Genomic DNA, 23890 nt, shown 5'->3' with positions numbered 1-23890 from the left:
TCCGGGGGATGGGGGTTTGATCCAAACACCCCCAAATGCCAAGGAGAGAACACCATGAGCACCATCCAGCAACGCATCGTTCGTTACGGCGAGCTGAAACCCTGCAAGACCGCCTTCATCGACGCCCATACACCCGGCTCGGACCAAAAGGAGAACTTTACAATTGTCGGCGGTGGCGTGTCCGAAAGCCCCGACCAGCATGTCCACATTACAGACAAGATCGGCTTCAACATCGGCGCGGCGGGTCAACCGCCGAAATGCCGAAATTCGTTGCACAGCCACACCACGGCCGAGGTCTTTTTTGTTGTCAAGGGCCGCTGGCGCTTTTTCTGGGGTCGCCATGGCACGGATGGCGAGTTCATAGCCGAAGAAGGGGATATTTTTAACATCCCCACCGGTATTTTTCGCGGGTTCGAAAATGTCGGCCAGGATTACGGAATGATCATGGCGATCCTGGGCGGCGACGATGCAGGCGGAGGGGTGACATGGGCGCCTCAGGTTATCCAAGACGCTCAGGCCCATGGGCTGATGTTGGGGAACAATGGCATTTTGTACGACAAAAAACAGGGTCAGGAACTGCCCAAAGACGTGCGTTCGATGCCGCTATTGACCGAGGAGCAGCTCAAATCCTTCCCTGAAGTTCCGGTTGAGACCGTTATCGGCAAATATGTCGCGCGCTACTGGGATCTGATGGCGCTTTCTGCCAGCAAGCCGGTTGTGGTGATTGGCAAAAACGGCCTGATCAAGGACAAGCCCGGCTTCGAGGTCGAATTCCTAGGGCGCGGTTGCGGCATTTCAGAGCCGATCGCAGCAGAAAAGCCAGTGGTTCTAATGCCAACAAGCGGTCATTGGCGCATCACGGTCGATGAGTATGAGACCACCCTATCCGGTGGCGACACCGCACTGGTTTTGCCAGGTGAAAGCTATAGCGTCGCGCCCTCGATGACGGGTCAGGCGGGCCTCTATCGCGTCACCGCGACAGACGATCCGGCCGGTGCGACCTGGACGGGGAACTAGGCACAAAAAAAGGTGGCTGCCTGATGAATTCAGGTGCCAAGACAACATCAAATGGTAACAAGGGAGACCAGGATGACCCGAGTTCTGACGACCCATGTGGGCAGCTTGCCCCGTACGCAAGACGTCGTGGATCTCATTTTCGCTCGAGAGCGGGAAGAGCCCTTTGATGCTGCAGCGTTTGATGCCTGCATGACGGCGGCGGTCTCAAACACCGTAGGGCAGCAGAAAGAGGCCGGTATCGACATCGTTTCGGATGGTGAGACGTCCAAGATCAGCTACGCAACTTACGTCAAAGATCGCTACACCGGTTTCTCCGGCGACAGCCCCCGAAACGCGCCTGCGGACCTGAAGATGTTCCCAAGCTTCCTCCAACGATTGGTGGATTCGGGCGGCACCCCGCAATACGCGCGCCCAATGTGCACCGGTGAAGTCCGTTCAAAAGGGCAGGCAGAGTTGAACAAAGACATTGCCAACCTGAAGGCGGCGATGGCGGAACATGGGCTCGAGCGCGGATTCATGAATGCAGCCAGCCCCGGTGTCATCTCGCTCTTCCTGCAGAATGATTACTACAAATCGCGAGAGGCTTATCTTGCCGCGCTCGCCGACGCGATGAAGCAAGAATACGAGACGATTGTTGCCTCTGGTCTGGATCTGCAACTGGATTGCCCGGACCTTGCCCTGTCGCGACACATGTTGTTCACCGATCTCTCAGATGATGAGTTCGTCAAGGTGGCGCAGATGCATGTGGACGCGCTGAACCATGCTTTGTCTGATGTACCTAAGGATCGCGTCAGGGTGCATATCTGCTGGGGCAACTACGAAGGCCCCCATCTTTGCGATATCCCTATGGCCAAGATGTTTGACACACTGATGGCGACAAGAGCACGCTATGTCCTGTTCGAAACTTCAAACCCTCGTCACGGGCACGAATGGACCGTGTTCCGGGACCGAAAGGCTGACATCCCGGATGATAAGGTTTTGGTACCGGGTGTCGTCGACACAACGACAAACTTCGTCGAGCATCCCGATCTGGTCGCGCAACGCATCGAACGCTTTACCAACCTTGTTGGCAGTGATCGGGTGATTGCAGGCAGCGATTGTGGGTTTGGCACCTTTGCAGGATTCGGCGCGGTCGATCCGGCGATTGCCTATGCCAAACTGGCAGCCTTGTCAGAAGGTGCTGCTGTCATTTCGGGGAAATAGACGCCCTAACGCTCCTTCTGCCGGGCTTGATGTGTAACGCGTGGATAGGCACGCTTTCGGGTAACGACAACCACGCAGACTGGCACTATATCGATCCGGGAAAGCCGCAGCAAAATGCCTTCATCGAAATCTTCAACGGCAGCCTAAGGGACGAGTTGCAGAACGAAGAAATGTTCAACAGCCTGGAAGACGCCCGCCGCAAGCTGGTGTTCTGGCGATACGACTATAATAACGTCAGGCCACACTCATCGCTGGACAACCAAGCGCCGGCAGAAGCGCGCCGGACGCATGAGCAAATCGAAGGCTCCGCGCCCGACGCGCTTGCCCAAACCAACGACGAAGAATATGAAACCCAAACCCGCAAACTCTCGTTATGAATGAGGGAGCCTTGGGGAGCAGGTCAAACTGGCGAACGTTTTTCACCAAATCCAGGCCAATCATGCTATCTTCTTCCATTTGCGCCTCCATTCAGGTTGTTTGCAAACCCACCATGGCACATCGGGCCAGCGGGTGCGTCTACACATTCAAAACCCTGAAGTCGGCCTGCCCGCTGAGGATCAGAGGTCGATCTCTTCCCATCCTTCAGTGGATGGGCCGTTCAAATGCTCCGCCAGTTCCGACAGAGCGACTGAAACGAGTTGATTGAGCGTCGGGCCTTTCAGCAATTCAGTTGACGTTATTCGGATGTTCAATCCAGCGGCTATCCGGTTTTGCAGTTCCATCGCCATCAGCGAGTCCATCCCGAATTCCATCAACGACCGATCTCTGTCCGAACCCGTATGTTCGTCGAGGGCGAGGACACGGATAACGGTGGCGTTCAGCCAGTCGCCGATCAGGTCGCCATGCTGTTCGGCGGGGGAGGTGGCCAGAACCTCGATGAAATCAGCGTCGTCATTGACGCCTGTGTCTTGCCCGCCCTGTGGGGTGACGAGGTCACTCAGCAGGGGTCTTGCGTCGGGGGGCAGCCGGTCTCTGGTGATCGGAAGGATCGCGACCTGTGCAGAGGTCGCGCCGAAAAGGGCGTGTTCCAACATGTGGACGCCGGCATCCGGGTCGATCATGGCGAGACCCATCTCTGCCCATCTTCGTTGATGGGTTTCATCAACCCTGGCCGCCATCCCGATCTCTGACCAGCTTCCCCAATCCACGCTGAGCGCTGGAAGTCCGCGGGCGCGGCGGGCATGGGACAATGCATCAAGAAATCCGTTCGCCGCAGCATAATTGGCCTGCCCGGGGGCGCCGAGCAATCCGGCGCCAGATGCATAGGTCACGAAGAAATCGAGGGTCATGTGACTGGTCAGCTTGTCCAGAAGATATCCGCCGCGCACTTTCGGCGCCATGACCCGCGCAAGTGTCTCTGATGTCTGATCGGCTAGCATTGCATCTTCGACGACACCGGCGCAGTGAATCACGCCGCGCACTGGCGGCATGGTTCTTTCGATCTCAGCGATCAACGCGGCCATGGCGTTCTGGTCGGTCACGTCCACCGACCGCACGAGCACTGTTATGCTCTGACCCTTCAGATCATCCAGAATTGAGCGCGTAATTTGGTCCGGTTCGGTTCGCCCCAAAAGAACGAGGTTGGTCGCGCCCGCCTCTGTCAGCCATTGAGCCGTTCGCAGTCCGATCCCTTTCAAGCCCCCAGTGACCAGATAGCTTGCGTCCCTGTGGATGCGAGACGGTCGGGTCTGCGTCAGAACGATTTTGCCCCTATGCAAGCCCTGGGCCATAAAGCGAAACGCCTCTTTGGCCTGCTCAAGAGGCCAGGCCCGGACATCCGGCGGTGGAAGCTCGCCAGCTTCAATCTGGCTGAAAAGCCGCTCAAGAATACCACAGATGAGCTGGTTGTTCGTGGCTGTGACCTCACCAAGATAGAGCTGGTCGTAGCTGATGCCCGGAAACTCTTGTGCGACTCTCTCACTATGCCACTCATCATTCTTGCCAATTTCCACAAAATGTCCGCTAGGACGGAGCAGTGAAAGACTGGCCGGGATGAACTCGTTGGCGAGTGAATTCAGAACGAAATCGACGCCTTCGCCGCCCGTTGCAGCCTGAATGTCATCTACAAAACTCAGCGACCTCGAGTCTGCGACGTATTCGGCCCCCTGAGCAAGTGCCTCTGCCCGTTTTGCTGCGGTGCCCGCCGTGCCGAACACCCGCGCGCCTTGTCTTCGGGCGATATGGGCTGCGGCAGATCCGACGCCACCTGTGATGGCATGGATCAGAACCCGATCGCCTGGTTTCACCGTGCCAAGCTGGCAAAGCGCATACTCCGCCGTCAGATAGGCCACCGGCGTTGCCGCAGCTTGTGCCATTGTCAGATGCGCGGGCTTCTTGATGACCAGCGTCGAGCGCACGATTACGTAGGTTGCAAAACAGCGATCGGTCATCGCCACAACCTCGTCGCCCACGGCAAAGCCGGTTGTCGCGTCGCCAACAGCAGTCACGATACCCGCGCATTCATTGCCCAGAAACCCGGGTTCACCCGGATACATGCCCAGCGTGTTCAGCACATCGCGGAAATTCACCCCGGTCGCCGCGACCCGGATCTCGACTTCGTCGTGCTGCGGTTTTGCTCTCATCAATGGAACAAACGTAAGCCCATCCAGTGTTCCGCGCTCGATAACATCCAGCAATACCGGCTCGGATTCAGCAATGGCCGCAGTTTCACCCGATTTCAGCCGGGCGGCAAACCGGGTCTCGCCTCGGATTGCGACCTGATCTTCGCGGTCCGGAGTCCAAAGACATTGAAACAGCATGTCATCTTCATGCGGGTTTTCAGACGGGTCAAGATCTATCCGCAGACAATGCGCTTGCGGAATTTCCGAGGCGACGACCCCCGCGAACGCGTTGAGCGGTGCGCTGGCCAGATTGGGGGCCTCGCCCATGACGGATTGGGTACCGCGGGTCACGAAGCAGAGTCGAGGTCGACTGGGCAATGATTGCACTAGGTGTAGGGCAGGGACAAGAATGTCACGATGTGCCTTCTCCAGGCTGATGACATCGGGGGCGTCTGTCTCATCAAGCGGCCAGAGGTTTACGACCGCATGCAATGGGTCAGTTGCCTCATCGGCTTTTTGCAGAATCTGCGGCAACTGATCCCGGCTTTCGTCGGATTGCGGAACGAGATCTACATCGGCGCCCATTTCGGTCAGTTTGCGGACCAGCCGATCCCCGACACCGGACCGGTCGCTGAGGATCAGCCAGCGTCCCGGCAGTTCGGATCTATTGGTATCGCCGAGCGGAACCGGCTGCCAATGCACATCAAACAGCCAGTCCTGAGTTGCTTGTCGTGAGACCACCTGCATCAGTGCCCGCTTCTCGACTTTCCGGAATTCCAGATCGCTCACTTGGGCGATCTGAGTGCCGTCTGGGGCGAACACCGTGAGGCTGCAGCGTTGAAGATCGGGGTCACCGGTAGGTGTGTCGACAACGTGACAAGAGACCCGTTCGGGCACATCTGCCATCACTTCGAACTTTTGGACCGAGACCGGCATATAAACGTCGCCTGCCTGCATGACGCTTGCGATCAACTGGGCACACCCATCCAGAAGGGCAGGGTGCATTGTGAACCCGCGTGTGTTCAGGTCTTTCGACAATTCAAGCTCACCCCAGACTTCGGTATCGGTGTGACGAATTGCACGTACTGGCTGAAAGGCAGGACCGTATTTGACGCCTAAATCTTCGAAAAGCGTGTAAAATTGTTCGGGTTCGATCGTCTGCGTCGATGCTGGCGCAGGGGGGCAGGCAGTGGAAGCGTGTACAGATTTGTTGATCAGAACCCGCGCCGACATGTTGTGCCGCCATTCCGCCCCGGCATTCTGTTGATGGATCTGGCTGTAAATCTTGAGTGTTTTTATGCCGCCCTTTCCGGGTTTGAAAACGATCTGTAGCTGCAGGTCATCGCTTTCCGGCAAAATTAGACCTTCGAGAATGTGAACATCCTCAAGTGCTACATTGTCGTGACCTTCCGCAGTTCGGGCGGCTGAGAGGGCAAGGTCCAGCAGGCCTGCTGCTGGAAATGGTGCCACACCAAACAGACGATGATCACCGAGCCACGGCGTGGATTTCAAGCCGATGGAACCGTAAATGGATGTGATTGCGCCTGGAATGGCCTCGCCCATAAACGGGTGGCCGGACGAAGAGGTCGACCGCAGGGTGCGTGCGGCGGTCTCGCGCCAATAGCGCACGCGCTGGAAGGGGTAGGTTGGCAGGGCTGCGCGCGCTCCAGGTCTGGACAAATCCGGAAACAGGTTGGCCCAGTTCAGGGTTTGACCGCGCGCATAGAGTTTCGCCGCAGTTTCCAGCATTTGGGTCTGGTCTGCGGTGCCCTTGCGCAGTGACGCGAACCAGTTGGCCTTGTCGGCGTTTGGGCATTGTTGCGCCAGCCCAGTCAGCGTGGTGGAAGGGCCAAGCTCGACAATGTCTGCAAACCCGTCCTGATGCAGCGTTGAGATTGCGTTGGCAAACCGCACTGCCTCACGGGCGTGACACCGCCAATATCCTGCCGAATATGTAGACCCATCGGCAATCTCGCCAGTGACGTTGGAAACCAGTGAAATCTGCGGTTCTCTATATTGAATCTGAGAAGCGGTGCGTTCAAGCTGATCGAGGATCGGATCCATCAGCGGCGAATGGAACGCGTGCGAAACAACCAGCTTCTGGGCAGAAATTTCGTGCCGCTCAAGATCAGACAGGATATGTTCCAGAACATCCAGCCGCCCCGAAATCACTGTGTTGTTCGGGCCGTTGACCGCCGCGATCGAGCTATACTGTTCGTGCTTGGCCAGAAGATCGCGCAGCTCCGCCTCGGGAGCAAAAACGGCGGCCATTCCGCCGCCGTTCGGCAGGCTGCTCATGAGCCGACCACGCTCGGCGATCAGCGTCAGCCCTTCTTCCAGGCTGAAGACACCCGCAACGCAGGCGGCGGTATATTCGCCGACACTGTGCCCGACTGCCGCTGCGGGCACGATCCCCCAGGATCGCCAAAGTTCCGACAACGACCATTCAAGTGAAAACAAGGCGGGTTGCGAGTAAGCCGTATCATTCAGCAGCGATGGATCGATGGCCTCGTCAGAGCCAAAAATGACCGACAACAGCGGCTTATCCAGCTTGTCGGCAAGAAGCGCGTCGCAGCGGTCCAGCGCCGCTCGAAAGACCGGCTCGCTTTCATAAAGCTGCCGCCCCATACCGGCAAACTGCGCACCCTGACCGGAAAAGAGAAAGGCGACTTCAGGCGGCTCTCCACCCGGTACTGACCCGAATGCCGCTTTGTGAGGGCGGTGACCGGCCGAAATGGCGTCAAGCTGTTCAAGCGCATCGTCGCGGTCCGCGACGACAAGAGCCGTGCGCGCGGTCAGATGAGATCGGCCCAACGCCAGTTCTGCGGCAGCCTCACGGATCGATATGTGCGGGTGCTGTCGCAGATGTTCTGCCAGGTTGGTCGCGGAGTCGGTCAGGGCGGCTTCGTTACGCGCGGAGATAGCGAGCAATACCGGATCCGAATATGCGGGCGCTGGTGTCGAGGCTTGGGTCTCGAGCGCTTCTTCCAGAATGAGATGACCATTGGTTCCGCTGAAACCAAACGAGCTGACGCCCGCGCGGCGCGGAACGTCTTTGGTGCCGGGCCATTTTATCGTCTGCCTGGGGATGGCGATTGGCAGGTTGTCCCAGGGAATCAGTGGGTTCGGCGTGTTGAAGTGCAGATGCGCCGGGATTTGTTTGTGTTGCAGCGCCATGACCGTCTTGATGATCCCCGCGACACCGGCGGCGCCTTCGGTGTGGCCGATGTTGGTCTTGATCGACGCCACATGAAGCGGAGCGTCGGCAGATCGCTTTCCAAAGACCTCTCCCAGCGCCTTGATTTCGATCGGATCGCCCAACGACGTTCCGGTGCCATGCGCTTCGACATAGCTGATGTCATCAGGAGACACCCCGGCATCGCGCAGCGCGGCGCGCAGGACCTTGACTTGGGCCTGCCCGTTGGGCGCGGTCATCCCGGTGCTGCGTCCGTCCTGGTTCAACGCGGAGCCCCGAATATATGCCAGAACGCGATCCCCGTCGCGCAGCGCATCCGATTTGCGTTTCAATGCAATCATGGCGCATCCCTCGCCGCGAACATACCCGTCCGCATCGGCGTCGAAGGTCTGGCACCGTCCCACGAAAGACATCATTCGGGCGCGCGAAGTTAAAATTGCGCCGAACTCGGAGAGCGTCAGCGTCACACCACCTGCCAGCGCAAGATCAACCTCGCCGCTGCGTAACGCCTGGACCGCCGAATGCACCGACACGATCGAGGCCGAACACGCGGTATCAACGGCAAAACTGGGCCCGTGAAGACCAAAGAAATAAGACAATCGACCAGCGGCAATTGAATGTGACGATCCGGATGCGGAATAGGCGTCAGCCGTCAGATGATCATGCGCCGCCGCCGCCATAATCGCATAATCATGTGTGGTGAGACCAACATATACGCCGGTCTGGGTTCCCGATATCGAAGACGGCGCGATCCCTGCATGTTCCAGAGCTTCCCAAGACACCTCCAATAGCAACCGTTGCTGGGGATCGAGATTTACCGCCTCGCGCGGCGTTATGCCGAAGAACGCAGCATCGAAACTGTCGACCTGATCAAGAAAACCGCCGCAGCGCGTATATGCTTTGCCGGGCGCGTCCGGGTCCGGGTCATAGACTTCGTCGAGATCCCAACGCTCTTTGGGGACTTCGGTGACGGCATCCTGACCCTGCTCAACCAGCGACCAAAGTTTTTCGGGCGTATTCGCACCGCCTGGAAAGCGGCAGCCGATGCCGATGATCGCGATTGGCTCGTGGGCGCTGGATTGCGCCTTTGCGAGCTGCTCTTCCAGCCGCTTTATCGTGTCGGCCGAGCGACGCAACAGAGCATAGGTATCGGGGGTAGGACGATCGGTCATTGGTTATGTCCTTGATCCAGGCGATCCAGTTCTCGCAACAGGTGCTGAGCGAGTTCTTCTTCGGTCATGTCTGAGGTTTCCGTACCAGCGGGTTCACCCCGGGGCCCGGTTTCAAAGACGGCTGCCCCGGTCATTTCATCGGCGTCCTTAACATCGAGTTGCTCCAACAGAAAATCCGTGAGCGTAGCGATGGTCGGGTGATCAAATATGACTGTAGCGGGCAGGGGTAGCCCTGCGGCATCGCTGAGAATGTTTCTTAGCTGTACAGCCATCAGACTGTCCAAACCCAACTGGTTCAGCGGCTCATGCGCTTCAACCACATCTTCTGGTGCAAGACCGAGCACTGCGCGGGCATGGGTGCGGATAGCGTCGAGAAGCACTGCGCGCCGTCGGTTTGCCGGTGTCCGGGACAGTTGTTCGCGCAATTGCTGCACGGCCTTTACCTGAGCGGGTTCGGACGCCGCTGGCCTGTGAACCGCGCCTGCCATCCCGGAAAAAAATACGGCATTTGCGTGCGTACCGTGTGCAAGTTGTTGCCAGTCGGCATCAAGGATTGCGAGCTGCGGGCGTTGCTTGTTCGAAGATGCCGACATCGCAGCCCCAAGAGCGGCAAGCCCGATCATCGGGTCGATTTTTTGCAGGACATCCGCATCCTTGCCAACGCCGATCTCGGCACCCGCGCCGACATCACCCCACAGGCCCCAATTGATGGTGAGCGCGGAATGACCTTTCGCGCGCAGATACCACGCCAATGCATCCTCAAATGCATTGGCTGACGCATGGTTTGCTTGTCCGGCCGATCCTGCAAGCGATGCACCAGATGAGAACATCACGAAGTTCCTCAAATCCGGAAGTTGGCTGTGCAGTAACCAGCTTCCTCGTAATTTTGCGTTGAGCACTGTCTCGAATTTTGGCCAGTCCAGCGATAACAGCGCACCGTCATCAAGCGCACCAGCCGCGTGAATGACAGTTTTGACCGGCGGCAGAGCCGCGATCTGATCAAGGGCAATTTTCAATTCTTCTTCTTTGCCGATGTCGGCCTTTAGGACGGAAACTTCAGCACCGGCATCACGCATCCGGACGATTGCGCTTTCGGTTGCGGAAGAGGGGCTGCTCCTGCCAAGGAGTGCCACATCGCGCGCGCCGTGCTCGACAGTCCATTCCGCAACAAGAAGGCCCAGCCCGTTGAGGCCTCCGGTGATCAGGACCGTCTCATCCGAGGGGAATTCGGGTTTTGACGGCGACAAGTCCGAACCACAGTTGCGCAGGCGGCGCAGCAGCCTTTGGCCCTCTCGTATTGCCACCTGGGTTTCGCCGTCCTGCCGCATGAGTTCGGTCACAAGATGCGCGACAGACACTTTCCCAGCCTGCAAATCAATGCGTCGGCACTTCAATTCGGGATTTTCCATCGCCACGGTGTGGGCAAATCCCCAAAGCGTTGCCTGCGCAGGGTTTGCATTTTCTCCGGTATGGGTCGCCTGTCCACCCTCCGTGACGAAAACCAGTTCCTTTGGTGGATGTTTCAGTCGCGCAACGGCTTGAACAAGTTCCAGAGCACCGTTCAGAACTATTTTTTGGTCGGCGGAGATCTGATCGACGGGCATATCATCCGAGAGTACGGTATTCATCGCGCCAAGAAAAACGATCCGGTCAAAATCCTGAGCGTTCAAGGACTGTGCGATTTTTACTGGGTTTGCAGGGACTGAGACAACGCTCGCGCCGCTGGCCTTGATCTGGTCGGCCAGCTTCGCAGCGAATTTTCCCTCGCCTACGATCAGAGAGTAGCCCAGCAATTGCCGCTTGGCGGGCCAGTTCGCGATGAATATGGCCTGTTCCTGCAAGGTTCCCCGCGCGTCCGAACCCGGGAGCGCGATGGCGTCTTCGAAGCCGCATTCATGCAGGGTGGAAATCCAGCTGTCCCTAGGCATCAGGGCATAGGATCGCAAATTGGTGTCGGTGTAGGCCCACCATCCATCCAGCATGCCAACGGTCAAATCGCCAAAGCGTTGCGGGGCGGTGCCCTCCAAAAGAATCAACTTGCCGTTGGGGGCCATCAGGCTTGCAACATTCCCCAGCGTCCGGGAGACATCCTTGGTGGCATGCACCACATTGCCCGCGATCACGACATCAAAACCTGACTTGTCCAGGCCCTGTTCAAGCGGATCCTGACTGATATCGAGTGCTGCAAACCTGACGTTGGACAAATCTCTGAATCGCTGTCGCGCAGCGTTCAGAAACAGGGGTGAGATATCGGTAAAAAGATAGTCATAGCTGCGTTCTCCCAATCCTTCGAGGATTCCAGCTGTTGCGCTGCCTGTTCCCGCTCCAATCTCCAGAATGCGAAGGCGCCTGGCGTCGGGCGTGCGTCGTGAGACCTGAGCGACCAGACCCGCAATCGCCGCGTTGTAGGTTCTTGCAGGGGCCACGTCGGAATAAAGTTTTTCCGTTTGCGCAAGCGACCCTTCCGGGAACAGAAGCGTAAGCGGGTCGACAGCGCCCGACAGAACGGACGCCAATTCGCGCGCGCATCGGGCGGTCACTGAGATTTTCGGTTCGCAGCCCGGAAACTCGGAGAGCAGATCGCGACACAAGTTCTCCGCATCGGTCGGCTCAGGGGATCTGAGTACACGCCACCCGCCTGGAAGTTCAGCGAGAACCCCATCTTCGCCTAATATCTGTAACATCCTGACCAACAGTCTGCGATGCGCCGGTAGCACCGTCAGGTCACGCATCATGTTTTCCGCAACCAGAACCTCGTCGACCACAAAGCGAAGCCCAAGGGACTTCAGCGCATTGATGATATAGGCCGAGCAGAGTTGATCGAGGCGTTTCTGAAATGTGGGATAAGTGTCGTAAAGCCCGTTTTCGCGCGCCATCTTGTCCAGGTTCGGCAAAATCAGTTCGGCCAGTTCGCCGGGGGTGAGCTGCGGTGATTCCCTGTTCCAGATGACCTCGTGAATGATGCCTGAAACCTCTGGCGGTAGATCGACAGCTGCGAAATCCTGACGACTTACCCGCCTCAGGCTGATGTCACGAAACCGCATCAGGACCTGACCGGCATCGTCAATCAGTTGCAACTGCGCGACGAAGGCATCGCGCTGACCGATCGTATCCGGTTTGTCCACCGATACGTGGCACCAAAACCGGTCTGGCAGCGGGGCCAGGGATTCGATTCTGCTGACGGACAGCAAAAGGTACGGGTTCTCGAGTGATCCCATCGACAGAGCCGCAGCGATTACGTGCAGGCTTGAGTCAAGAAGGGCCGGGTGAACCAACAGTCCAGAGGCCTGTGCGGTAATCACATCGGGGCGCTCGACACGTGCGAGCGCTTGCCCCTTGCCTTCGAAAATCTCGGTTGCGCCGCGAAATCCCGGACCGAACGCTAGGCCCAGGCCGTCCAGCGCTGAATAGAATTCCGCGACATCGACGCGGTGGCTGAGCCGCGTGCGAAGCGCTTCCAGTGCGATCATGTCGGCAGGGCTGGTCGAGGTCAGTATCCGTCCTTCGCAGAGCCGCGTCCAGGTGTCGGCGTCCCGCTGTGCTGAGATCGTGAAGGCATGTGCGCCATTCTTAGCGCGCGCCATGGCGAACTGCACAATGACAGAGTGATCTTCCTCAAGATGCAGAGGCCGGTGCATAGTGAATTGCTCGAGCGTCGCGGTCTCACTCCCGAGAACATCCCGGCCAACCTGAAGAGCCCAGGACATGAAAACCGGCGAGGGAACGGCTAGGCCCCCATGGATGCGATGATCCCTGATCCAGCTCATCTGAGTGAGGTTGAACTGCATCTCAAGCAGGACATCGTCGCTGATCGACTGGCTGATCTTCCTTCCGGGAAAGCTTGTCGAGGCAGGTTGCGCCAGTTCAGGTTTGCTGGGCTCCTCAACCCAATACCTGTCGCGCTGAAAAGGATGTCCTGCAACCGGCACGATGCTGCGGTTCCATGGCGCATCAAACGACTGCCAATTCACCTCGGCGCCTTTAACGTAGAGTTGCGCAAGCGCAGCGAGCATCCGGGTTTCATCATCTTCACCCCGGCATAGTGACGCCACCCATTCGGGGCCATCCGAGTCGGAATTCAGTTGCGCCATCGTCATCAGAACCGGGTGTGGGCCGATTTCGAGAAGCAGATCGCACCCCGCATCCTTGGCGGTTTGCAGACCATCCTGAAACCGGACTGTGGAACGAATATGATCTCGCCAGTACCGAGCAGTGATGGAGTGCGGCGCGGCACGTTTGCCAGAGACGTTTGAGATGAGATCAATCTTGGGTCTGTCAAAATCGAAATTGGCGGCGAATGCCTCGAAACGGTCCAGAATCGGATCCATGAGTGGAGAATGAAACGCTTGCGAGACCTGCAACGCCGTTGTATGGATCCCGTCTGCGTCGAGTTTCGCACAAAATTGGTCCACGACGGCCCGATCCCCTGAAATCACCACGTTTGATGGGCCGTTCACGGCGGCAATGCTGAGGCGTCCGGGATGTTTCGAAAGACGATCCCGGATGTGCGCCTCGTTGGCGACCACCGAAACCATCGCGCCGTCCCCCGGCGCTGCGGCCATGAGGCGCCCGCGTTCGGCCACGAGTCTCAGGGCGTCTTCAGGGGAAAGAATATCGGCGACACAGGCTGCCGCAAACTCACCCAGACTGTGCCCCAGCACCATCTTGGGCCGAAGGCCCCAGCTCTGCCAGAGTTCTGCCAGCGCAAGTTCCACCGCGAGCAAAGCCGGTTGCGCCATAGCAGTGTTGTTGATGTCGGAGGCAGTCCCGTGCAGAATTTCAATCAGCGACTGCGAAAGCTCGTTTGCAAGCAGACGGTCGAACCGATCCAGCGTGGAGCGGAATACCGGATTGCGATCATAGAGAACCTTGGACATCCCGGCATATTGGGATCCCTGTCCGGTGAACACGAATGCCAATCCGGGGGGGGTGCGGGGCGCGGTCCCAGAAAAGACCGTTGCTGATGGACCGGTGTCGCGCAAGGCTGAATAGGCCTCGACTCCGTTTTTTGAAACTGTCGCGAACCGATGTGGGAAATGGTCGCGCCCAGCGTTGGCGCTGTAAGCGATGTTGGGCACTTCCAGGGCGCCGGTGACTTCTGCCGCGCGCAACGATTTGAGTTCTACCAGGGCCTCGGATGAACGGGCGGATACCGTCAAGAGGTGCGTTCCGCGTTCGGTTGGCGTTTGTATTTCCGGTGGCTTGGGTGCCTTTTCAAGGATCATATGCACGTTGGTGCCGCTGAAGCCGAACGAACTGACACCGGCCATTGCTGTAGTCGCTTCGGGCCAGGGTCCTGTCTTGTGCTGCGGCTCCAAATTCAGCCGATCCCACTGGATCAGCGGGTTCAGCGTTTCGAGATTGGCCTGCCCGGGCAGACGGCCGTGATGGACCGATAGCGCCACCTTGATCAGGCTTGCAACACCTGCAGCGGCTTCCAGATGTCCGATCGAAGACTTCACCGACCCAATCCGCAGAGGGGCTGAACTACCGCGATCAGAGCATAGCGCGGCACCCAGTGCGTGCACTTCGATTGGATCTCCCAATGCGGTGCCGGTTCCGTGCGCCTCGACAAAGCCGATATCGCCGGGCCCAACACTCGCGTCCTTCAGTGCTGCCCGCAAGACGGCCTCCTGCGCGACACCGTTCGGTGCGGTCAACCCGTTGCTGCGCCCATCCTGGTTGATCGCAGATCCACGAATGACGGCGATGATCGGATCATTGTCGTTTTGCGCGTCGGAAAGACGCTTGAGTACGATCATGCCGCAGCCTTCGCTGCGGACGAATCCGTTTGCACGCGCGTCGAAGGTTTTGCACCGCCCGTCCGGCGCCATCATCTGCGCTCGTGACAGTGCGATGGTGGTTTCGGGCGTTAAGATCAGGTTGCTGCCTCCGGCCAGCGCGACGTCGCATTCACGTCTGCGGAGGCTCTGGACCGCTTCGTGAATGGCGACCAGAGAAGACGAGCAAGCGGTGTCGATCGAGAGGCTGGGGCCATGCACGCCCAGGAAATAGGAAAGCCGGCCCGAGGCGACACTGTGCGCGACGCCAGAGGCCATGTATGCGTCATAATTTTCGGTTCCGGCGGCGCGCAAGATGCTGTGATAATCAACACCCGAAATGCCGCAGAACACCCCAGTTTTGGACCCTGACAGGCTGGCCGCCGGAAGGCCGGCATTTTCCAGAGCGCGCCAGGTAACCTCCATGAGCAAGCGTTGTTGAGGATCCAGACTTTGAGCCTCGCGCGGTGAAATTGAGAAGAATTTCGGATCGAAACGGTCGACGTCGTCGAGCCATCCCCCGAACCGCGTCGTGATCTTTCCTGCCCGCTCCGGATCAGGGTCATAAAGCGCGTTCACGTCCCACCGGTCGGTCGGCACCTCGGAGATCACGTCGCGCTGAGCCATCAGCACATCCCAGTAGTTTTCAGGACTATCGATTCCGCCTGGGAAGCGGCATCCAACCCCGACGATCGCAATCTTGTCACGGGTTTCCAGCGCTTCGACCCGATCGCGGAGTTGCGCCGCGAGCAGGGTCAGTTTCTTCTGAGAAAACTGGCTTATTCGATCAAGAAAATCGCTCATTGGTTCTCCCTTCTGCCAGCCGCGATCAGGGCATCGATTTCATCGTCGGTCAGGGCGTCGATCTCTGCAACGGTATCGGATGTTGTGGCTGCCCTGGGCTCTGCACAGTCATTCGCAACGGGTGTCGCTGCGCGATAGAGAGCGCCGAGATGATCGGATAGGGCATTGATGCTGGAGTGATCGAACACCAGCGTGGATGGTACTCCGTTGGCTGCGGGAAATGCCGATGACAGGCGGTTTCTAAGATCCACCGCCATCAGTGAATCGAGACCCATTTCGCGCAGTGGCCTTTCGGGATCCAGAAGGTCGGGATTGCCTTGACCGAGAGTCTCGGCCACCTGCGCCGTCACATAGGTGAATATGAGCTCGGATCGTTTTGCATCCGCCGCCCCGGCGAGCGCTGACGCAAGGGGCGCTCCAACAGTATCTGCCCGCTCGCCGACGGGCGCAGGTTTGGAAGCTTTGGCGGCGTGTTCCAGATGTTCAATGAGTGGTTGCAGTATCCGGCCCCTACGCGAAGTTAAAAAGTCGCGCCAACGGAAGGGTGACGCGATCACATGTGCCTGCCCGGTGTACGGTGTGGCGTTCAACAGGGCCAGGCCGAGCTCTTCACCGATACTTTCGATGCCTTTTTTTCGGAGCTTTTTGTCGACCGATTGATCGGCGGCGATGCCAACCCCGCTCCACGCGCCCCATCCAATGCTGACCGCAGGCAGCCCCATCGATTTCCGACAATGCGCCAGGCCGTCCATAAAGGCGTTCGCCGCCGCATGATTGGTTTGCCCGGCAGAGCCCATTGCGCCGGATAGCGACGAATACATAACGAAGAAATCAAGCGGGGTGCTGATCGAGTGTTGGTGCAATAGCAAACTGCCATCTATCTTCGGCCCGAAGGGGATCGCGAACCCTTCCGCATCAATCTGGCTCAGGCTTCCATCCGCCAGCAACCCGGCGGCATGTACGATGCCACGCAGGGGCGGGTGCCCGTCTGCAATTTTGTTGAACAGATGGCCCACCTGATCAGCACTCGAGATGTCACATGCGCAAACGGAGACCGAAACGCCGCGCTGGGTCAGAGCTGATACCACTGCTTCGGTCTGTGAATCTGGTGCGCTGCGGCCAGCCAGAAACAAGGTTCGAGCGCCGCAATCAGCCAGGTATCGTGCTGTCAACAAACCCAGACCACGCAGTCCTCCGGTGATCAGATAACTGGCATCGGGACGAATTGTGCTCTGGAATTCGGCCGGGGCCGGGTCCGGCAACAGAACCACTTTCCCAATATGATCTGCGCGCGCCATGTACTGGAAGGCCTCATTCGCGCTTTCCAGGGCAAAGGAGGAATGATGCAGCGGCGAGAATTCGTGATTTTCCACACGCCGAATGACATCCTGGAACAGTGCGGCGCTGACCTTGGGGCTGTCGGCTCGCAATTGCGCGATGTCGACGACATGGTATTGGCCGTTGGGACATTCCTTGTGGAATTCCTCGGTGGTCCAGATGCCCCGCTTGCCGATTTCGATGAAACGACCCATTGGCGCCAGGCAGGAAACGGTTGCCGTGATGAACTCTCCGGATAGGGCGTTCAAGGCGAGATCTGCACCCCTTCCCCCGGTGATCTGGTGGACCTCTTGCGAAAACTCCAGAGTGCGTGACGAAAAAACATGCTCGACACCTTTGTCGCGCAGCCAGGCGCGCTTTTCCGGACTTCCGGCGGTTGCGATGACATTGGCGCCGACCTTTTGGGCAATCTGTATCGCCGCGGAGCCGACACCGCCTGCGGCGGCGTGGATCAAGACCCAGTCGTCTGGCCGGAGGCCGCCTTTCTCGATCAGAGAATAGTGCGCTGTCATGAAAGCAAAGGGCAGCGTGGCGCCTTCAACCGGCGTGGCGACGCCTGGCAATGGCGCAACCTCAGTTGCCTGGGCGATCGCATAGCGCCCCAAGGCGGCTTCGGCCAGGGCAACAACCCGGTCGCCTATTCGCCATCTGGACACGCCATCTCCGACGGCGGAAATTTCTGCAACGCATTCACCCCCCAAAGGTTCAGGGTCGTCGCGCATATCCAAAGCGTTCATGACATCGCGCAGGTTCAGACCTGCGGCAATGACACGCAACTCGACCTCTCCGGCGCCCGGTGCGCGTCTTGGGGACTCGACAAGCGAAATGTCTTCGAGTGTGCCGCTGCGGCCTTTGACCAGATGCGCGTTTTCGGATTGCTGCGGCAGGATTTGGGCAGGCACCAGCCGGGGTACGAAGAGCGAGCCACGGCGCATGGCAAACTGGCGTTCGGGACTTGCCTCGGTCAAGCACGAGATGATCGCACCCGCAGCGTCATCCGGCGATGCGGTCGCGTCGATGTCCAAAAGGTGCGGGTCCAGCTCAGGCAATTCTTCGGCGATCGCCAAAGCCATTCCCCAGATTGCGGATTGGCCGGGCGAGATGCTGTCCCCGGGCGTGACGGTTTGAGATTGTCTTGTCACAACGGCCAGTTTCGGCCCAGCGTCGCCAAACGAGGTTGAAGCGATTGAGCGGACAGTTTTGCGCAGATTGTCCAGTCGTTTTTCGGTTGCGGAATTGTCCGAAAGCGTTTGCAGATAAACGATCATGCAGTTCTTGGAGATGATTCGCTTGGAAAGCGAACCACCCTCAAAGCCTTGCAGCACTTTGGTATCCTGATCGACGGCTCTTGCCGATGAAGCGATGGAGCCCGCAATACCGTCTGCGTCACCTAAAACAATCCATTGCGTGACCTGATCCGGAGCAGTCGCGTCGGCCTTCTGCGCGGCAATCAGAGTTTGACTGGAATGTTCATGAGGTGGGACAAGGCTGATTGCCGAGAATCCGGTGCCATTGAGCAGATGCAACCATTCGTCATTCGACAGCAGTGGATAGTTTTTTCGCAAGTTGGTATCGTTGAACAGCCACCAGCCCTCGGTCAGGCCAAAGGTCAGATCGACCCAGCGCTCGCGTTCGGTGATTTCGAGCATGAACAGGCAGCCGCCGTGGGCAAGCAATGATCTGAGGCGACCTATTGTTGCCGTTAGATCTGATGTTGCGTGGATCGCGTTCGCGCCAATGATGATGTCGAAACTCTCAAGCTCGAAACCCTGTTCCTGCGGATCCCGCTCCAGGTCGAATGTTGAGAATTCGATATTCGGATGGTTCGAAAACTCCTCTTTTGCACGTGAGACAAGAGCGGGGCCGATATCGGTGAACGTGTAGTGGATGGAAAGCTCGTGCAATGCGGGCAAAACCGAGGCGGTGGTACCCCCGGAGCCTGCTCCGACTTCGAGTATGCGTATTGGATGCCCGGTGTTGCGGCGATCAACGAATGCGCGGACCGCCGCGGCGGCCAGTTTGTTATAGGTCTTGGCCTCGGGTGTGTCGCGATAAAGCGCGCGTGCCGTGGACATATCTCCGTTGGGAAAGAGATCCTCGACCGGGTTTCGATCGCCTTTCAGAATGGGGCCGAGATTCGGGCCGCAAGCCGCCATCAGGGTCAGGCGTTCGCATGACGCGGGGTAGGTCTCTAGCGCGGACCTGGTCAGTTGATCCGGTTGTCCGGGGTCCGGCATGGCAATGACTTCCACGCGGTCTGCGTCGAGTGGTATAACGATGCCATCTTCGGCGAGGATTTCCATGTATCGCCGCAGCTGACCGTAGAGGTTTGGTGCGATGTCAAGGGACTGAGCAAGCTGGTGCAGATCGACGCGCTCCCCTGGCTCGGGGCTCCAGCCAAGAGTGCGCAGCCCTTGCAGAATCCAACGCGTAGCTAGGACGTCGATGTCAGGCAACGCCTTGTTGTAGGCCGCGAGAGCGTTCTCGTTTGCGGCCTGAGACAGAAGCGGGCTGGTGGCGCGCTCCAGTTCGATCAAGGTGGCTTTGTCGGCCGCGCGCTCATAAGGAACCCAGTCAATAACATAGAGTGCTTCATCGGCGGCGGCACGCGCTGGCCGCAAAAGAATGCCCTCCATTTGGCCGACCAGGCCGGATTTGTCATGGATTGCCAGATCAGCTTGCAGCAGTGCATCGTTATCGGAACCCGAGCTGCGGGTTGTGACCGTGGCTCTGAGGCTATCACCCGGGGCACGGAGCCATATGACACGTCCGAAGGAGAAGGGTAGAAACACGCGATCCTTTGCAATATCCGCTGGCAATGCACAGGCGATGACCTGAAGGCAGGCATCCAGAAGCGCGGGTCCGATAAGAAACCCGTCTGCATGTGTGACAGACCCAAGCACTCCCGAGGCGGTCATATGCCCACGCTCTGTGACCGAGTTTTGATCGACCTCTATTCGGTCCAAAAGGCGCAGGCTTTGTCCAAACTCCAGGCCGCGCGCGCTGAGAGCATCATAATGTTCTTCGGCCTCGATGACATGCTTGCTTGGTGACACGGGTAGGTTGGGCGGGCTGTCTTCGGACAATTGCGGCTCGGTGAAACGGCCTTTGACGTGCAGTGTCCATTCGTTGCTGCCCTGCTCTGCCGAGGCGATTTCAAACAGATCACCAGCGTCGTGGGATGTAACAGTGGTCTGCACTGACCGGAGTACGTCGCTATCGAATGACATCGGCTCGACAAGAAAAATATCTGCCAGTTCCTTGCTGCTTGAGAACACCTCGCGCCCGGCAGCCAGAGCCATCTCAACGAACATTGCACCAGGGGCGATACACTTACCGCGAACGACATGGTCTGTCAGGAACGCGAAATCAGAGGCTGCAAGTGTGGTTTCGAATACCCGGGTCTGCTGATTTGCGAGGAAGAGTTCGTTGCTCAGCAAGGGATGGTCCGTGGCGCGGGCACCCGTGGATGAAGCAGACCGGGCGGAGAACCAGTATCTCGATCTCTGAAACGGATAAGACGGTACGTCAGTAACAGAGGTGCCTGGATCTGCCACCGTCTGCCAGTGTATCGTGGCACCCGCCAGATAAACCTTGGCAAGCGCGCCTAAGAGTGCGCGCCGGTCGTCTTCACTCTTGCGCAGGGAACAGGCGAGGACCGGCGTATCATCGTTACATGCGTCGTGGACAAGCGGGAGCAGAGCTGCCTGTGGCCCGATCTCGATGATGAGATCAGGTTTCATATCCATGAGTGTCGACATGCAATCGCGGAACATGACGGCGTTGCGCATGTGATCGCGCCAATACCGCGCGGTCGCAATTTCGGGTCCGGCACGTCCGCCCGTCAGGTTGGAGATGAGCCGCATTTTTGGTGGGCTCATAGATATCTGCGCAGCGACACGCTCGAACTGATCCAACACGGGCTCGACGAGTGGAGAATGGAAAGCGTGAGAGACGGGCAGCGCGCGTTGGTTCACGCCCTGCGCATCGGCGATGCTGCACACTTGCTGCACCGCTTCGGCTTCGCCAGAGACCGTGATTTGTGCTGACGCGTTCACAGCGGCAATCACAACTTGACCTGATGCTTTTGCGATCATTTCTGTCACCGCATCTTGCGATGCGGAGATACTGGTCATCGCTCCGCCTTTCGGAAGGCTTTGCATGAGACGCCCGCGCTCGCAAATGAGTGTCAGCGCGTCCTCGAGCGAGAAAACCCCCGCAATCGTCGCAGCGACGAATTCCCCCACAGAATGGCCAGCCACAAAATCGGGTTCGACACCCCACGACCGCCAAAGTTGCGTAAGCGCATACTCGAGCGAGAATAGTGCCGGTTGGGCAAATTCGGTCTGGTCTATCAGCTTGTCGTCAGCTGTGTTTCCGAACATGACGTCGAGCAGCGGTAGTCTGAGTTTGGGGTCCAGAGCGGTGGCGCAACGGTCGAGCGCTTTTCGGAATACGGGCTCGGTCTCGTAGAGCTGTTTTCCCATGCCAATGTGTTGCGATCCCTGTCCGGTAAACAGAAATGCCGTCCTCGGGGGGTCCTGCCGCGTTAACCGGCCCCGCACGATCCCCGATCGATCCGCGCCTTCCGCGAAAGCGCTCAGGCTTTGGGCACATTCCTCAGGGCTATCCGCTATTGCAATCGCGCGGTGCTCAAGATGGGCTTTTCCCTTATTCGCGGTAAGGCAGAAGTTGGCGAATGCTTGCTGCGACAGCGCTTCTATCGAACTGGCGTACCTGCTTGCGACACCCAGAAGCGCGGCCTCGGGCCCGTGTGCGGACACGGCAAGGATCTGCGGGGTTCGAACCTCGGGCTCGGTTGGCAATTCACGGGGTGCCTGTTCCAATACGATATGGGCATTGGTTCCGCTGAAGCCAAACGAACTCACACCGCCTATGCGGGTGCCGTTTATCTCGGGCCAGTCCCGGTCGTCGGTCGCAAGCGCCAGCGGCATCCTGTCCCAATCGATGTAAGGGCTGGGTGTATTGCAATGCAGACTTTGCGGAATCCTCTGATGATGCAGGGACAGCGCAAGTTTGATCAGCCCGGTAATCCCGGCAGCCGCTTCGAGATGACCAAAATTGGATTTGACCGATCCTACAATCACGGGTTCAGAACGATCCTGGATGTCGGTAAAAACCTGCCCCAGCGCGTGCGCTTCGATCGGGTCGCCCAGCGACGTCCCCGTGCCGTGCGCCTCAATATACCCGACCGATGAAGCGGCGACGCCCGCGTTCTTCAGGGCGGTCCGGATCACGCTTTCTTGCGCGGGGCCATTTGGAGCTGTAAGACCGCTGGATGCTCCGTCCTGATTGACGGCACTGCCACGGATCGTTGCCAAAATCCGGTCGCCGCCAGCTTTAGCGTCGGATAGGCGCTTTAGGGCGATCATGCCGCAGCCCTCTGCGCGACCGAAACCGTCGGCATCGGCGCTGAACGCTTTGCACCTCCCGTCGGGGGCAAGCATTCGGGCTTGCGACAAGGCTACGAATATATCGGGCCCCAGTATCAGGTTCACGCCGCCGGCAAGAGCAAGGTCGCAATCTCCGGTGCGCAGGGCTTGGCAGGCCTGATGAACGGCAACCAATGAGGAGGAGCATGCCGTGTCCAGCGTCACGCTTGGTCCCTGCAACCCCAACAGATAGGATATTCTGCCCGAAAGCGTGCTATGGGCAATTCCGGAGGCGAAGTGGGCATCCAAGAGAGACGGATCGCCTGTCTTGAGTTGCAGATAGGCGTAGTCACTTGCCGCTGCCCCGACAAACAGCCCGGTTGCAGAACCATTCAGTCCGTCAGGGGCCTGAGAGGCGTGTTCCAGCGTTTCCCAGCACACTTCCAGCAACAGCCGCTGCTGTGGGTCCATTCCTTGTGCCTCGCGCGGGGCGATGCCGAAAAAACCCGGATCGAACTGATCGATCTGCTCCAGAAACCCGCCAAAGCGAGTCGAAATCTTGCCGGGCGCTTCAGGATCGGGATCGAAATAGTGATCATGATCCCAACGATCCTGCGGAACCGTTGTCACGGCGTCCACTCCATCGCGCAACAGCGACCAGAAGGAATTGGCGTCCTGCCCACCACCCGGAACACGGCAACCGAGCCCGATAATCGCGATCGGTTCCCGCGTGGCGCGTTCAAGCGCTTCCAGCTTCGTTTCAGCAGCACGCATCGCGCTGAAAGCACGTTGCAGCGGCGTTTGCGATTGCCCGGTCTGTGGATCGTTGTCACTCGCCATTTTGTCCAAATCTCGCATTCAGCAAGGACTCGATTTCCTCGTCACTTAGATCCGTCACGCTTTCGGTTGAAATCATGGTCTGATCGGCAGGCTCTGGCGGCGATTCATCGGACGTGTCGGGTTTTGCTTGCGTTGCATCAAATGTGCCCTCCAAAAATCGGGCGATTGCGTCGGGCGTCGGGTGGTCAAAGGCGAGCGACGCGGGCAGGGGCGAGGTCAGCGACAAACCTTGCGACAGTAGGTTGCGCAGGCGCAATGCCATCAGCGAATCCATACCAATATCCATCAAACGGTCATATTGCGCCGGTGGATCATCCTCGGATCGGCCAAGTACTTTGCAGACGGTACGCTTCACATAGCCACGCAACATATCTCGGCGCTCATCAGGAAGTGCGGCAGCAAGATCGGCATGCAGCGACATTGCGGGTTGGTGGGCTTCATGGGCTGTTTCTGAAAACGCCGCCGAGACTTCTCCGGGAACCGACCGGCCGGGCTTGCGGCCCAGCACCAGATGTTGCCCCATCACCGAAGCTGGCGATGCGCTTTCAGGCCAGGTGCCGGATTTCTCGAACCCGGTCCGAAGCAG

At 58.5% G+C, this 23890-nt stretch carries 6 protein-coding genes and 1 pseudogene (1 of these 7 cut by a window edge); 3 read left to right on the top strand and 4 right to left on the bottom strand.

The window, feature by feature from the left end:
- Window positions 1-54 precede the first annotated feature (54 nt).
- The 3 genes and pseudogenes from M3P21_RS16570 to M3P21_RS16560 form a co-directional block, all read left to right on the top strand.
- A complete protein-coding gene (locus tag M3P21_RS16570; RefSeq protein ID WP_249711648.1) occupies window positions 55-1017 on the top strand; it encodes a cupin domain-containing protein in 963 nt (320 codons plus the stop codon).
- Window positions 1018-1089: 72 nt separating this feature from the next.
- Window positions 1090-2220 (top strand): cobalamin-independent methionine synthase II family protein, encoded by a 1131-nt coding sequence (locus tag M3P21_RS16565; protein ID WP_249711646.1) that lies wholly within the window; start codon window positions 1090-1092, stop codon window positions 2218-2220.
- A 62-nt stretch (window positions 2221-2282) separates the two neighbouring features.
- A pseudogene (locus M3P21_RS16560) lies at window positions 2283-2597 on the top strand (integrase core domain-containing protein); the annotation flags it as partial.
- A 180-nt stretch (window positions 2598-2777) separates the two neighbouring features.
- Here M3P21_RS16560 and M3P21_RS16555 read toward each other — a convergent pair.
- The 4 genes in view from M3P21_RS16555 to M3P21_RS16540 are tightly spaced (each overlapping or abutting the next) and all read right to left on the bottom strand, a layout consistent with a single transcriptional unit that may run on beyond the window.
- Window positions 2778-9149 (bottom strand): type I polyketide synthase, encoded by a 6372-nt coding sequence (locus M3P21_RS16555; protein ID WP_249711642.1) that lies wholly within the window; start codon window positions 9147-9149, stop codon window positions 2778-2780.
- Window positions 9146-15733, bottom strand: a complete 6588-nt coding sequence (locus M3P21_RS16550; protein WP_249711640.1) for a type I polyketide synthase — start codon at window positions 15731-15733, stop codon at window positions 9146-9148. Before M3P21_RS16550 ends, M3P21_RS16555 begins: the two co-directional genes overlap by 4 nt.
- Entirely contained in the window at window positions 15730-23304 is a 7575-nt protein-coding gene (locus tag M3P21_RS16545) for a type I polyketide synthase (RefSeq protein WP_249711638.1), read from the bottom strand. Before M3P21_RS16545 ends, M3P21_RS16550 begins: the two co-directional genes overlap by 4 nt.
- A protein-coding gene (locus M3P21_RS16540; RefSeq protein WP_249711636.1) for a type I polyketide synthase crosses the window boundary here: on the bottom strand, window positions 23294-23890 show its 3' portion. Its footprint extends 3792 nt past the window's final position; the window shows 597 of its 4389 coding nt (coding positions 3793-4389); the start codon falls outside the window, past its right edge; the stop codon is at window positions 23294-23296. The genes M3P21_RS16545 and M3P21_RS16540 overlap by 11 nt, the downstream gene beginning before the upstream one ends.

This window comes from Ruegeria spongiae (genome assembly GCF_023502395.1).
Lineage (GTDB): Bacteria > Pseudomonadota > Alphaproteobacteria > Rhodobacterales > Rhodobacteraceae > Ruegeria_C > Ruegeria_C spongiae.
The sequence above is the reverse complement of the archived record's forward strand: the minus strand, read 5'-3'. Positions and strand labels throughout refer to the sequence as shown.

Excerpts from the sequence above, each read along its gene's own strand:
- M3P21_RS16570 (WP_249711648.1), top strand. The coding sequence starts at position 55 with ATGAGCACCATCCAGCAACGCATCGTTCGTTACGGCGAGCTGAAACCC.
- M3P21_RS16565 (WP_249711646.1), top strand. The coding sequence starts at position 1,090 with ATGACCCGAGTTCTGACGACCCATGTGGGCAGCTTGCCCCGTACGCAA.
- M3P21_RS16555 (WP_249711642.1), bottom strand. The coding sequence starts at position 9,149 with ATGACCGATCGTCCTACCCCCGATACCTATGCTCTGTTGCGTCGCTCG.
- M3P21_RS16550 (WP_249711640.1), bottom strand. The coding sequence starts at position 15,733 with ATGAGCGATTTTCTTGATCGAATAAGCCAGTTTTCTCAGAAGAAACTG.
- M3P21_RS16545 (WP_249711638.1), bottom strand. The coding sequence starts at position 23,304 with ATGGCGAGTGACAACGATCCACAGACCGGGCAATCGCAAACGCCGCTG.